At 68.6% G+C, this 13,062-nt stretch carries 14 protein-coding genes and 2 pseudogenes; 12 read left to right on the top strand and 4 right to left on the bottom strand.

What is annotated here, in order from left to right:
• Window positions 1–10: 10 nt before the first annotated feature.
• Window positions 11–1,009: a type I glyceraldehyde-3-phosphate dehydrogenase gene (gene gap / locus OH735_RS01015; protein WP_406378633.1), complete on the top strand. Its 999-nt coding sequence runs from the start codon at window positions 11–13 to the stop codon at window positions 1,007–1,009.
• Between the two features lie 100 nt (window positions 1,010–1,109).
• Here gap and OH735_RS01010 read toward each other — a convergent pair whose 3' ends face one another.
• Window positions 1,110–2,720 carry an IS1182 family transposase gene (locus tag OH735_RS01010; RefSeq protein WP_406378631.1) on the bottom strand — a complete coding sequence of 537 codons (1,611 nt, stop codon included), beginning with the start codon at window positions 2,718–2,720 and terminating at the stop codon, window positions 1,110–1,112.
• 454 nt (window positions 2,721–3,174) lie between these two features.
• On the opposite strand from OH735_RS01010, the gene OH735_RS01005 reads away from it, so the two are divergent.
• From OH735_RS01005 to OH735_RS00985, 5 genes and pseudogenes are all read left to right on the top strand, one after another.
• Window positions 3,175–4,380 (top strand): IS110 family transposase, encoded by a 1,206-nt coding sequence (locus OH735_RS01005; RefSeq protein WP_406378630.1) that lies wholly within the window; start codon window positions 3,175–3,177, stop codon window positions 4,378–4,380.
• Window positions 4,381–4,459: 79 nt separating this feature from the next.
• On the top strand, window positions 4,460–4,942 hold the full coding sequence (locus OH735_RS01000; RefSeq protein WP_406378629.1) for a DUF5959 family protein: 483 nt from the start codon (window positions 4,460–4,462) through the stop codon (window positions 4,940–4,942).
• A gap of 223 nt (window positions 4,943–5,165) precedes the next feature.
• Window positions 5,166–5,351: pseudogene (locus OH735_RS00995) on the top strand (transcriptional regulator); the annotation flags it as partial.
• Window positions 5,352–5,734: 383 nt separating this feature from the next.
• On the top strand, window positions 5,735–6,298 hold the full coding sequence (locus OH735_RS00990; RefSeq protein WP_406378627.1) for an RNA polymerase sigma factor: 564 nt from the start codon (window positions 5,735–5,737) through the stop codon (window positions 6,296–6,298).
• The gene (locus OH735_RS00985) at window positions 6,295–7,443 is read left to right on the top strand and encodes a CU044_5270 family protein (protein ID WP_406378625.1); all 1,149 of its coding nucleotides are present in this window, start codon (window positions 6,295–6,297) and stop codon (window positions 7,441–7,443) included. Before OH735_RS00990 ends, OH735_RS00985 begins: the two co-directional genes overlap by 4 nt.
• 204 nt (window positions 7,444–7,647) lie before the next feature.
• Here the strand turns inward: OH735_RS00985 and OH735_RS00980 are convergent, their stop codons facing one another.
• Genes OH735_RS00980 through OH735_RS00970 form a run of 3 tightly spaced genes read right to left on the bottom strand, consistent with a single transcriptional unit; the run spans window position 7,648 to window position 10,471 of the window.
• The gene (locus tag OH735_RS00980) at window positions 7,648–8,868 is read right to left on the bottom strand and encodes a cytochrome P450 (protein ID WP_406378623.1); all 1,221 of its coding nucleotides are present in this window, start codon (window positions 8,866–8,868) and stop codon (window positions 7,648–7,650) included.
• Window positions 8,869–8,898: 30 nt separating this feature from the next.
• Window positions 8,899–10,272 carry an NAD(P)/FAD-dependent oxidoreductase gene (locus tag OH735_RS00975; RefSeq protein WP_406378621.1) on the bottom strand — a complete coding sequence of 458 codons (1,374 nt, stop codon included), beginning with the start codon at window positions 10,270–10,272 and terminating at the stop codon, window positions 8,899–8,901.
• Window positions 10,262–10,471: a ferredoxin gene (locus tag OH735_RS00970; protein WP_406378619.1), complete on the bottom strand. Its 210-nt coding sequence runs from the start codon at window positions 10,469–10,471 to the stop codon at window positions 10,262–10,264. Before OH735_RS00970 ends, OH735_RS00975 begins: the two co-directional genes overlap by 11 nt.
• 156 nt (window positions 10,472–10,627) lie before the next feature.
• On the opposite strand from OH735_RS00970, the pseudogene OH735_RS00965 reads away from it, so the two are divergent.
• From OH735_RS00965 to OH735_RS00940, 6 genes and pseudogenes are all read left to right on the top strand, one after another.
• Window positions 10,628–10,828, top strand: a pseudogene (locus tag OH735_RS00965) (AAA family ATPase); the annotation flags it as partial.
• 127 nt (window positions 10,829–10,955) lie between these two features.
• Window positions 10,956–11,324, top strand: coding sequence for a site-specific integrase (locus OH735_RS00960; RefSeq protein ID WP_406378617.1), 369 nt, complete (start codon window positions 10,956–10,958; stop codon window positions 11,322–11,324).
• Complete coding sequence (locus tag OH735_RS00955) at window positions 11,321–11,644, top strand: hypothetical protein (RefSeq protein ID WP_406378615.1); 324 nt, start codon at window positions 11,321–11,323, stop codon at window positions 11,642–11,644. Before OH735_RS00960 ends, OH735_RS00955 begins: the two co-directional genes overlap by 4 nt.
• Entirely contained in the window at window positions 11,644–11,970 is a 327-nt protein-coding gene (locus OH735_RS00950; RefSeq protein WP_406378613.1) for a hypothetical protein, read from the top strand. The genes OH735_RS00955 and OH735_RS00950 overlap by 1 nt, the downstream gene beginning before the upstream one ends.
• Window positions 11,891–12,610, top strand: coding sequence for a tyrosine-type recombinase/integrase (locus OH735_RS00945; protein WP_406378611.1), 720 nt, complete (start codon window positions 11,891–11,893; stop codon window positions 12,608–12,610). Before OH735_RS00950 ends, OH735_RS00945 begins: the two co-directional genes overlap by 80 nt.
• Window positions 12,607–13,059 carry a DUF6262 family protein gene (locus OH735_RS00940; RefSeq protein ID WP_406378609.1) on the top strand — a complete coding sequence of 151 codons (453 nt, stop codon included), beginning with the start codon at window positions 12,607–12,609 and terminating at the stop codon, window positions 13,057–13,059. The genes OH735_RS00945 and OH735_RS00940 overlap by 4 nt, the downstream gene beginning before the upstream one ends.
• The last annotated feature ends 3 nt before the right edge of the window (window positions 13,060–13,062 follow it).

Here is a 13,062-nt window from a genome sequence, read left to right as displayed (position 1 = left end):
GACACCATTCATGACTCGCATCGCCATCAACGGATTCGGCCGCATCGGACGCAACGTGTTCCGCGCGCTGCTCGAGCGCGACAGCGACCTCGAGGTTGTCGCCGTCAACGACCTCACGGAGCCCGTCTCCCTCGCGCGGCTGCTCGCCTACGACACGACGGCCGGCCGGCTCGGTCGCCCGGTGACCGTCGACGGGGACGCCCTCGTTGTAGACGGCCGTCGCATCACGGTGCTCGCCGAGCGCGAACCGGCGCAGCTGCCGTGGGCCGAGCTCGGCGTGGACATCGTGCTCGAGGCGACCGGCCGCTTCACGTCGGCCAAGGCCGCCCGTGGCCACCTCGACGCGGGCGCGAAGAAGGTGCTCGTCAGTGCTCCGTCGGACGGCGCCGACGTCACGCTCGCGTTCGGGGTCAACACGGATGCATACGACCCGGACGTGCACACCATCGTCTCGAACGCCTCGTGCACGACCAACGCGCTGGCGCCGCTGGCCGCGGTGCTCGATGACCTCGCCGGCATCGAGCACGGCTTCATGACGACGGTGCACGCCTACACGCAGGAGCAGAACCTGCACGACGGTCCGCACCGTGACGCCCGCCGGGCCCGTGCCGCCGCTGTCAACATCGTGCCGACCACGACGGGCGCCGCCAAGGCGATCGGCCTCGTGCTGCCGAACATCGACGGCAAGCTGTCGGGTGACTCGATCCGCGTGCCGGTTCCGGTGGGCTCGATCGTCGAACTCAACACAACTGTCACCCGCGACGTGACGCGCGACGAGGTGCTGGCTGCATACCGCGTCGCAGCGGAGGGGCCGCTCGCCGGCGTACTCGAGTACTCGGACGACCCGCTCGTGTCGTCCGACATCACGGGCAATCCGGCTTCGTCGATCTTCGACTCGGGCCTTACCCGCGTCGACGGGCGCCACGTCAAGGTGGTCGCCTGGTACGACAACGAGTGGGGCTTCTCGAACCGCGTGATCGATACGCTCGAGCTCCTCGCCACCCGCTGACCGTACGCCAGGGCGGTACCCCACCTCCGGCGACCGCGCCACCCAGCACCTCCTGTGAGTGCTCTAGCTTGACTCTGTCGGTGATCTTGGATGGTCGAGGTTAGGTGCCGAGGGTGCGCCAGGACTTCGATCGGGGAATTCCCTGCTGGTCCAGGAAGGTCTGGAAGGCTGTCGGCGGTCTCGGTGAAGGGGTTTCCTGGGTCACTGACCGAGTGCTGAGTCGTTCGATGTTCACGGCGATGGCTGTGAGTACGTGTTGCAGGTGGGCTTTCGGCTGTCCTCGGTAGCGGCAGCGGCGCATGCCGTGTCCGTGGGCAAACTCGTTGATGGTGCCCTCCACGCCGGAGCGGACTGCGTAGCGGGCCTTCCATTCGGGTGTTTGCTGCTCGGTGCGGACGCGGACTTGCAGGTCGCGGAGTTCTCGCGGGGGGAAGCCCACGTTGCGGGCGCTCTCGCGGGAGTTGGTGCACCGGGGGCGGTCCGGACAGGGCTGGCACTGGCTCTTGGTGAACCGTGCCACGATCAGGGGTGCCGCGGTGGGCGAGGAGGTCGGGTAGGGGCCGTGCCAGCCCTTGCTGACCTGGCCCTGGGGGCAGGTGACTTGTCGGCGGTCGAAGTCGATGTGGAAGTCGTCCCGGTCGAACCCCTCGTTCCTGCGGTGCTGGCGGGTGGGGTTGCCCGGTAGCGGCCCGGTGACGGTGATCTGGTGTTCGCGGTCGGCTCGTTCCAGGTGGACCAGGGAGGTGTAGCCGCCGTCGACCAGGTGCTCGGCGGGCAGCAGCCCGCGACGCGCCAGGCGGGTGTGGATGCCGGGCAGGGCCTGGCCGTCGTTGGTGGCGGCCGACGTGGTGGCCACGTCCGTGATCACGTTGACGCTGTCAGAGGCACACGTCTCGGTGAGATGGGCGGCGAAGCCCTTCCAGCTGATGATGTGTCCGTGCCGCACGTAGCGCGCCGTGATGTCGTAGGGAGAGACGATCGCCGAGGAGGAGGGCGGTAGCCCGTCGCCGTCGGTGGTGCGCCAGCTCAGACGGCCTGCCGTGTCGCGGTAGTAGTGCTGCACCACGATCTGTCGTAGGGCCTCGGCTTGTGGGCCGGGCCGGTAGGCGGACCCGTCCCGGTGGAGTCGCTCCAGCAGTCGGCAGGCGTCGTTGCCGGCGGCGAGGATCCTGGTCTTGGGCCGGGTGGGGTTCTTGCCCAGACGGACCGGACGGCCATAGCGGCGCCCCCAGTCCTCGTCGACCAGGCCGATCAGCAGATGCCCAGCCGTGCGGGCCACTTCTTCAAGCGCGGCACGGACCGCCTCGGTGACCAGTTCCAGCCGGGTCAGATCGCGCACCGCGGCCAGGACGTGGGTGGAGTCGGTGCGCTGCGTGGTGCGCTCGCCCACGAGGCCGGCCTCCTTCAGACGGGCGAGCACCAGATCCAAGAGTCGGTCGGCGCGGTCGTCCTGCATAACGCGCTCGCGGAAGTCGGCCAGCACGCTGTGGTGGAAGCCGGGATCGTCCAGCTCCATGGCCATGGCGTACTTGAAATCGATGCGGCAGCGGACCGCTTCCGCTGCCTGCCGGTCCGACAGACCAAGCAGGAACTGCAGCACACAGACGGTGGCCAGTTGGGCAGGCGAGAGCCCGGGACGCCCGTCGCGCGGATACCATCCGGCGAAGTCCTCGTCGCACCACAACCCGTCCAGCCGGTCTCTGACCCACATCGCCGTCGTACCGGTCGGATTGCTTGCCCGTGCGATCTGGGCGGTCAGAGACGGGACTTGCTCACCGGAGCGGGGATGGAGCGACAACGGACACCTCGACAGCTGTATCGGCCTTCGAAACAGCACTGAGCATGCCCGCCGATCAAGCTCGCGCACTGGGAAACACCAAGATCACCGACAGAGTCAAGCTAGTAGTTGACCAGTCGGGCCAACTAGAGCGCTCCTTACCTTGTTGGCGGGTTGATTCCGGTCCTTCGTACGATCGGGAGACCCAGGGGCCTGGGTGTGGCTGAAAGCGCTCATGCCGTAGGTGTGGCTTTGACTGATAGGCCGCCCAGTGCCCCGCGACGACACGGCCACTCATTGGGATGAGCGAACAGAGATCGCTTCGTAAGGACACGTCGGCGTGGTCGTCTGCAGGGAACCAGTCAACCGATCGACGAGGGAGGCTCGGGTGCCCGAGCTCTGGGCGGGGACGGATGCCGGCAAGGCCGCGCATCACTGCACGGTGATCGATGCGGAAGGGACGAAGGCGCTCTCGCGCCGGGTGCCCAACAACGAGGCAGAGCTGCTGGAGCTGATAGGCGACGTCCTCGCACTGGCCGAGGACAGCCCGGTGACCTGGGCCGTCGACCTGAACGCCGGCGGGGGCGCGTTGCTGATCGCTCTGCTGGTCGGCCATGGTCAGCGACTGCTCTACATTCCTGGCCGGACCGTCCACCATGCCTCCCGCGGATACCGGGGGGACGGCAAGACTGATGCGAAGGACGCTTACGTCATCGCCGACCAGGCGCGGATGCGCCGGGACCTGCAGCCTCTGCAGGAGTGGGACGAGATCGCGGTGGACTTGAAGATCCTCACCGCCCGGCGCTACGACCTCGCCGCAGATCGCACCCGCGCCATCAACCGGATGCGGGCACAACTGCTGGAGTACTTTCCCGCCTTGGAGCGGGCCTTCGATTACGCCGCCTCCAAGGCGGCGCTTGTGCTGCTGACCGGCTACCAGACTCCGACCGGCCTGCGCCGGATCGGCCCGAGTCGGCTCGCGGCCTGGTTGAAGAACCGCAAAGTCCGTGGCGCCCAGGCGATCGCCGATGCAGCTATTGCTGCGGCGCAGGCCCAGCACACCGCCGTTGCTGGGGAGAGGACTGCGGCAGCCGTGGTGAACACCCTGGCCCGGGCGGTTCTGGCGTTGGACGAAGAAATCGCGGGCATCGACGCGCAGATCGCAGCCCGATTCCGCGAGCATCGCGACGCGGAGGTCATCCTCAGCATGCCGGGCATGGGGCCCTTGCTGGGGGCGGAGTTCATCGCCTGCACCGGCGGAGACATGGACGCCTTCGGCAGCTCCGGCCGACTCGCCGGCGTCGCCGGACTCGCACCAGTCCCACGGGACTCTGGTCGCATCAGCGGCAATATGCGCCGACCACACCGCTACCACCGTCGGCTCCTGCGTGTCTTCTACCTCTCCGCCCAGATCGCCGCCCGCTTCTGCCCCACCTCCAAGACGTTCTACGACCGCAAACGAGCCGAGGGCAAGACCCACAAACAGGCAATTCTAGCCTTGGCCCGCCGCCGTCTTGACGTTCTGTGGGCCCTCATCCGCGACCAACGCCACTGGACAGTACAGCCGCCTCAACCCCGACCAGCCGCCGCATGACGATCACGCTGCTCGTCAGCGGACGCGGAGCCCACACCCGTCGGAGTCGTTCCTGAGCGCCTGCCGTAGGTTCCCGGCCATGGACACGAACACACAGCCCGATGCGATTGAGCTGATCCGGCTGGCCGACCCTGGCCAGAGCGTCAGCGTTTGTCTGCGTTCGACCGAGCCCACCCTCGAAAGCCTGGGCGTTCGGTACTACGACGCGGAGGCTGTCGTCACGAGCGGCTTCGTCAACGGAACTGTCTACCTCGGGTTCGACTCCGAGGACCTCTCAGACTGGGGCCGGCTTCTGGACGCCATCGAGGAAGCCGAACAGGAGGCCGACCTCGACGAGCCGTTCACCGCGGACTGGCCCCAGTCAGGCCGCACCGCCTACCTCCGATTCCTTTCCGACGACCCCTACGTGGTCGAAGTCCGTGACGGCACCAGCACCGGGATCGTGGTCTCCGTGCCGCTCGACATGGGCGAAGAGTGGATAGCCGAATCCAGGGAGCGTCTGGCGGCGGCCCGAGCCGCTCTTGGCGGTGGCGCAGAGGATCACCGCGGCGCACGTCCCTGACCGCGAGCTCGCCCCCCGCACCACACTCCGACTGCTTGACAACGACGATTGGGAATCAGTCACAGCCAAGCCGATCACCTGCACGTTCACGCTGGACGACGAGGACCTGAAAGCTGTCGCCGACGTACTCGGGCCCGATGTACTCAAGGGGCGCTCGTACTCACGGTCCATCCCCTACGAGGAAGGACACACGTTCACCTCGGACGTCGACGAGGGCGCTGCTCTGGAGAACCTCTACCTTCACGACGACGTCCAGGCCGTGGTGGAGACGCTGACGGCGGAGATCAAGGTGACGCAGCCGCGCGAACTGGCTGACTGCGCGAAAGTGTTCGCCGGACTGGCGGAGATGGCCGTGTACGGCGACGCGGCCCGCTCGCTCATCCGGGCCGCGATCGACGCCCTGGAGTGAACCTCCGCAATTCTTCGCAACTTCGTTGAGGGCGCGGCCCACAGCTGCGTAGCGTCGAAGGCACCGACCCTCGGGCTCGCACCGGCCGCGGAGGACGAGCGACCGGTAAAAGCGGACGCAGGACGACAAGTGGGCCGCGAACCTCGCCGCGACGAAGTAGTTCGGCAACGAAATCGGCATCGACCTCGACCTCGACTACGGCCTCGCCGCCCGCCGCTACGCACTTACCTCCAACCGCCGCGCCCTGCGCGGCGGTCTTGCGGACCCTGATGTGACGTACGCCTCGTCTCTCGGGCGTGTTTTCCGACATGCCGCTGTAACGATCAGCCCGTTCGGCCCACTACCCAATGACAGAACACACCAGGAGGGAAGGAGGTGCGGCAGTGCCCGACTACGACGCGGATCGTTTTACCGCCATCTATGACGGCTGTCGGCAACGCGTGTGGGCCTACGTCGTCAGCCGTGCGGGACTACAAGTCGCCGATGAGGTGGTGAACGAGACGTTCACCGTGGCCTGGCGCAAGCTGGACGACGTCCCCGAGCCGCCGCTGCCATGGCTGCTCGGAGTCGCCCGCAACATCCTGCGGGACAGCATCCGGGCGGAGGCCAGGCGCGCGTCGTTCGCCGCGGAGCTGCGCTCCTGGGCGGAACCTGCCGAGGCGGACATTGCCGAGGAGGTATCCGAGCGAAGCGCGCTACTCAAGGCGCTGGCCACGCTGCCGGAGGACGATCGGGAACTGCTGATCCTCTCCGGGTGGCAGGGCCTGACCCCGGCACAGGCAGCCGCGGCGGTCGGCTGCTCGCCCATCACCCTGCGAGTCCGTCTGCACCGGGCGCGCAAACGTCTCACCCAGGCCGCGTCGGCCTCACCGCTCATGGAGGAGGCCGCAGCCGCGCGGCGTGTGTCCACCCGAGTCCGGATCACCGTAGGAAAGGAAGCCCGGTGAAGAACGACATCCTGCACCGCCTGACAGCCGCCCGCCCCGCCCACCTCGACCCCGACCGCCCCACGCCGTCGCCGGTTCGGGAAGAGGAGCTCGCAACGGTCATGACCCGTCCGCGCGCGACGCGCACGGCTCGCGCCACCGCCCAGCCGCGGAGGGTGGGCCGCCCTCTCGTCTCAGGTCTCGCCCTGGCCACGGCAATGGCGGTGGCGGCTGTGGTGATCACTGACACCGCGCCGGAGAAGCCAGGACCTGCGCCCTCCGCGACGTCGGGCTCCGGCAGCCAGGTCCTTCTCGCTGCCGCCTCCCACGTCGGGCAACAACCGGCTGGCTCCGGCACGTACTGGTACGTGGAGGAACACCTCGGTTCCCTCCATAAGGTCCCCGGCAAGAACTACACCGTCGACGTCCGCAGCGAGCAGCGGTACTGGACGGCCGCCGCCAAAAACAAGCAGTGGTCGCAGCTCCTGGACCCGGGGGCCCGCCCGGCCACGAAAGCCGACGAGGCGGCATGGAAGGCGGACGGTTCCCCCACGTCGTGGAACCTGACGGGTGAGACCGTCACCTACGCCGGCAGGGGCGAGATCCAACACGACGCCCCCGGCGGAAGCGCGGACATCGGCACGATGGGCGACCTCCCCCTCCGCCTCCTGGCCACGCTCCCCACCGATGAAAAGGCCCTCCGCAAGCGCCTGTTCGCCCTGGTCGACAAGGACTACAACGCCCCCGAGAAAATCCTCGACCGGATCGTCGTCGACACAGCCGTCCGACTCGCCACGACCCTCCCGTCCACCCCGGCCCTGCGCGCCGCCGCCTACCGCCTCCTCGCCGCCGAACCCGGTGTGCGCTCCCTCGGGGACGTCAAGGACCACACCGGCCGCACCGGCTACGCTGTCGCCCTCCCCGGCCCCTACGAGCACGCCCCCGAACTCCGCCTGATCTTCGACAAGTCCACGGGCATGCCGCTCGGCACCGAGACGGTCGCCACCCGGAGCGGTGACGGTGTGAGCAAGGGCGAGCTGCAGAGCTACACGACGATCACATCGATGAAGTGGACCGAGGAGGCACCGCCGTTCGACACCGACACCGAGGACCCAGGCCCGATTTCCGCTCCGGGCGAGGAGCCGGATATCGAGCCGGCCCGCTGAGGCCCACCTCGCCTGGACCGTCATGGCCCTGATGACGCACCAGCTGACGAAACCGGTGGCCGACTGGCGCGAGCCCCAAACCTCCGCCACCCCCTGAGTGACCGTGTGCTGCCGGGCTGCCTTCGTGTGAGAGGGCGGCGACCCGGGATCGACCGGGCCGCGGATCACGAGCCTCGGTGATCTCTTTGCGTCCCGGGGCCGGAGTCAGGCGGGTTGTTGGATCTCGAGGAGGAGGTGGCGGGGTCCGCGGAGCATGGCGCTCTGCCGGTAGGGGGGCGGGTCTTGGACCAGGGTCATGGTGCTGAGGTGGGGGATCAGTGCGCCGAGTGCGGTCTGGGCTTCGATGCGGGCGAGCGGTGCGCCGTAGCAGAGGTGGATGCCGCTGCCGAAGCCCAGGTGTTGATTGTCCGGGCGGGTGGGGTCGAACCGATCGGGGTCGTGAAACCGTTTGGGGTCGCGGTTGCCCGAGGCCAGTGCGAGCACGACGGAGGTGCCTTTGGGGATGGAGGTGCCGGCGACATCGATGTCGGCGAGGGGGATACGTTCCCGCATGTGGAGCGGGGGCTCGTAGCGCAGCAGTTCCTCCACCGCGCTGGGCAGCACGTCGGGTTCGCGGCGCAGCCGGTCCAGCTGGTCGGGGTGGCGCAGCAGGGTGAGGACCCCGTTGGTGATCAGGTTGACCGTGGTCTCGTGTCCGGCGATGAGCAGCAGTACGGCGGTTTCCGCGAGTTCCTCGTGGGTGAGCCGCATGGCCGGGTCGGGTTCGTTGATGAACGCGGACAGCATGTCGTCGCTCGGATGGCCGCGGCGCTGTTCGGCGAGGGCCACCAGGTACTGGCCCATCTCGGCCCGCGCCTGTTGGCCCTCCCGGTCTCGCTCGGTAGTGTCGGCCTCTTCGGGCCTGACGTCGACAGCCGCGACGAGCGCGTCGGACCATTGCCGGAACAGCGGTTCGTCCTCGCGTGGCACACCCAGCAGTCGGCAGATGACCGTGACAGGCAGCGGGTAGGCGAAGTCGTCGACGATGTCGATCTGCTCGCGGTCCCGGAGCGCCTCGAGCAGTTCCGTGGTGATGTCGGCGATCTGGTCGCGCATGGCGTCGACCCGGCCGGGGCTGTGCGGTGGCCCGAACGGCCGCATGGCCAGGGCGCGCAGTCTGTGGTGCTCGGGGTCGTCGAGCCGCAGGAAGGGCGGCTGCGGCACTTCCTCCAACGGACCGCTGGGCGGGGCCGGACGGCTTCGGGGATCGGCGCTGATCCGCGGATCGTGGAGCAAAGCGGTGATCTCGTGGTAGGTACCGACCAGGTAGCTGCCATCTGCCTGCCGCACGACGGGCCCGGCTTCGCGGAGTTCCGCGTACAGGGGATAGGGGTCGGGGCGGTTGGCGTAGTCGGTGATCCGTTGCAGCAGGGTGTCCGCGGTCATGATGTGGCTCCTCGGGGACGGGCGGAAGGGTCAGCCTTTGGGCTGCACCACGGTCAGCCGGCGGTCCGGCAGGTAGCCGGTCAGTGCGACGGTGGGGCCGTGGGAGAGCCCCTTCGGATCCGGCACATCGGAGGGAACCGGGATTTCGGCCGCGATCGCACGGTCCGCCGCGCCGGGCGCGGGCGGGAACGGAGCGGCAGTCTCGATCAGGTGCTGGTAGTACTCGAGCGACTTGGCCATGTTGATGGTGACCGCGGCGGTGACCCGCCCCCGGTAGCCATACACCATCGCCAGACGGCGCGCCTCCAGTGAGCCCTGCGCGATGACGACCTGGTCGGAGAACGAGGGGACACCCACAGACTTGATGTTGAGCCCGAACTGGCACGACCAGAACGCCGGCACCGCAAGGTGGGGACGCCTCAACGGCCCCGGACTCACCATGTTGTGAGCTGCCACCTCGGCCTGCGCGACCGCGTTGCCCCAGTGCTCCAAGGAGAGCATCTGGTACTCGAACAAGGGGTGCGGGAAGCGGGAGACGTCACCGGCCACGAAGACGTCGTCGGTGACGATCCCGTACATGTTGAAGGCCCGGCACCCCGCGTCGCAGGCGACTCCGCGCGGGCCCGCCGCGAGTCCGGCGTCCGCCAGCCACTCGATGTTACGCACCGCCCCCAGCGCCACGACGCACACGTCTGCCTCGACGCGGCTGCCGTCGGACAGGTCCGCACCGACGAACCGGCCGTTGCCGTCCCCGCGCAGGGCGGTGACGGTCACCCCGCACCGCAGGTCCACCCCGTGGTTCCGGTGCATTGCGGCAGCAAGCTTCGACAGCGTCCCGCCGAGCGCACCCACCAGGGGGCCAGGGCCACGTTCGGCGACCGTCACCTCCAGCCCCCGTTCCCGGCAGGCCGAGGCGATCTCCGAGCCGGTGAAGCCGCCACCAATCACCAGCACCCGCCGCGGCCCGGCGGCCAGCCGCTCGGCCAGCCCCCCGGCGTCATCGCGGGTGCGCAGAGTGAACACCCCGTCCAGGGCGGCCTCCTCCGGGTTGGGCCAGGGCCGCGCCCGGGTCCCGGTGGCGATCAGCAGCCGGTCGAACGGCAGCGACTCGCCGTCGGCCAGCATGACCCGTTTCCCGAGAGGGTCCAGGCCGGTGGCGGCTACGCCCAGCCGCCACTCGGCGTCCGGATCCCGGCGCATCGGCAGCTCCGTGGTGTCGGCCGGCACCCGGCCGAGCAGCACTTGCTTGGACAGTGGTGGCCGGTCGTAGGGCGGGTAGGGTTCATCCCCCACCACGGTCAGTGAGCCGGTGAAGCCCTCCTCGCGCAATGTCTCGGCGGCCCTCAACCCGGCCAGCGACGCTCCGACGATGACGATCCGGCCCTCCCGCAGGTCACCGGTCACCGGCGCTCACCTTCTCACCGACGAGGATGGCCTGGACCGGGCACGCCGCCGCGGCCTGGCGCACGCGCTCCAGCTGATCGTCGGGGACCGTTGGCGCGTACAGCAACGCCTCCTCCCCGTGCAGCTGGAATACCTCCGGTGCGAGGAAAACGCACTGCGCATAGCCCTGGCAGCGCGTGAGGTCCACAACGATCCGCATCCCACCACTCCCTTCGTCGCCTCACCCCCCTCTCTCCTTCCACAGTGAGGGAAGAATCGGACGCTCGCCCGGCTACTGCACCGGAGGCGGGGCAGGAGCAGGGTTCGTAGCCAGGAGAAACGTGGTCAGCGACGGGCCGACAAACCACAGCGCCGCATGGACAGCGCCTGCCGCCTGCTGCGGCTGCCCTCGATCCGCAACGAGTTCTCCGACATTGCCGAAGGGGCGCTGAAGGACCAGATGAGCTACCGGGGCTTCCCCGCCGAACTGCTGATGGCCGAGTGCGACGACCGGGCCCGCCGCCGCCCGGAGCGGCGGATCAAGGCGGTCGGCTTCCCGCGGGAGAAGTTCCTGCGGATACCTGGGGTTCGTTTGTGCCCGTCTGGAACGTCAGTCACCGTGGGCTTCACTCGTTTTCGTGGTCGTTGGCGTTGCGCTATCCGGGGTGGCCCGACAGCGTCGGTGACGTCGGCAGCATGGAACGGTGCCAGTGCAGAGAATCGAGTTGGGTGATAGGCGGACGTGGACGGTGGTCGGTTCCGACTACCTGCCGATCGTGCCCGTCGAGGAGTTCTTGGAGTTCCTGCGCGTCGGCCGGGATGCGTTGCCTCACACCCTTCGTTCCTATGCCGCGTCGCTGAACGTGTGGTGGGACTACCTGGAGGCGGCCGGGCTGGCGTGGGACGAGCGGACGGCTCCGAGCGGAGCCTGCGCTCGCTCGCACTGGACTTCGGCACCTTCCTGCACCACTGGCAGCGCGAGACGCCGGGCCGCGCCGAGGTCGGCGGCACGCTCCAGCCGAGAACGATCAACAAGAACCTGCAGACGATCGACCTGTTCTACCGGGTCATGACCGACTGCCGCACTGAGGCCGCCGAAGCCCTGGATGATGCCCGGTGGCTGGCGCTCACCGACAGCCACGCCCGCATGTTCCGCCCCGGCGACCGGCCCCGGCAACGCGAGGTCCGCGAGGCAGACGAACGCAACTACATCAACGACACCGACCTCAGCAGCATGCTCACCCACATCGAGCTCCTCGGCTTGCCAGCCGAGCAGACTCGCACTGTCGTCCGCGACGCCCGCCAGGTCGAGCTGGCCGGACTCGGACATCCCGCGGTCATGCGGGCCTGGCTCATCCAGGCCATGACCGGACGCCGGCCAGCGAAGTGCTGATGATGGACTTCGAACCGCTCTCCGACATCCCTGGTCTGGACGCCGCCGCCGTCCCCGAGGGAGGGATGGTCGCCCGGCTCCGCTACCAGCAGACGAAGATCGACGCGGCACCGAACACCATCCTCGTCGGCCGCGATGTCGTCGAGATCATCCGGGAACAGCAAGCATGGGTGCGCGAGCACTGGCATCTGGGCCCCGCCGGCACCATCCGCTACCCCGAAGACCACCGGCAACCGGCACGGCACGATGTCCTGGGAGACCAGCAACTACAACCACGTCCTGAAGGACTTCAGCCACCACCTGGACCTGCGCGACTCACGTGGTGAGCTCCTCCTCTACTCACGCAGCCACCGGCTCCGCCACACCAAGGCGACCACCCTGATCAATGCCGGCGCCCCCATCCACGTCGTCCAGCGCTATCTCGGCCACCTCTCTCCGGAGATGACGATGCGATACGCGGCGACCCTCGCAAGCACCGCCGAGCGCGAGTTCCTCGCCCTGGCCAAGATCGGACGCGACGGGCGAGAGATCGGCATGGACCGCCGCGACATGCTCGACCTGGTGCAGCTCGACCGCCGCACCGACCGCATCCTGCCCAACGGCTATTGCCTGCTGCCGCCCACCCGGTCCTGCGACAAGGGAAACGCCTGCCATGGTTGCGACCACTTCGCCACCGACCGCACCTTCCTGCCTGACATCCAGCGCCAACTCGCCGAGACCCAGTTTCTGGTCGCCACCCGGCAGGCACGGCACACCGAGCGCTACGGCGAGCCGATGAGCGGGACAAACGTCTGGATGGAACAGCGCGACGCCGAGATCCGAAGCACGCAACTGGAGATCCTCGCCCTCGAAGCCCAGCCGGCCGACAGCACCACCGTCGTCCGCGGCGCCGGCGGCGTGCTCGGCCACACCGGCTACCAGGACGCCGCCAGCGCCTCGGACAGCAAAGGGGCGTCACGCTCATGAGCGAGCGGCTGAACGAAACGGCCCTGGAAGCCGTGCCTCCTGCTGACCGGCGGATCGCCGCCCTGCGGCAGGCCGCCCAGGACAAGCACCAGCAGGCCGTCCAACGAGCGGAGGCGGGCATCCGAAGGCTGATCAAGGAGGGCGAGGAGATCAACTTCCGGTCCGTCGCCCGCAGGGCGGGCGTCAGCCTGGACTTCCTCTATGCCCACACCGACCTGCGGAAACGCATCGAGACCCTGCGCAGCCAGCAACGGACCGCGGACCGGCTTGCCCCTCAGACGCCCTCAATCGACGACGGCACGGTTATCCATACCCTTACCGAAGCTCTTCGTCGTGAGCGCACCACCCACCGCGAGCGCGTCCAAGAACTCGAACAGCGACTGGCCGCCGCACACGGCGAGAGCCTGCGCTTGCAGCGCGTGATCCAGTCGAATGGCCCGGGGCTGTGAACA

The sequence above is a fragment of the Streptomyces sp. NBC_01618 genome, assembly GCF_045209435.1.
GTDB lineage: Bacteria > Actinomycetota > Actinomycetes > Streptomycetales > Streptomycetaceae > Streptomyces.
Note: the sequence above shows the minus strand (reverse complement) of the source record. Positions and strands in the feature narration are given on the sequence as shown.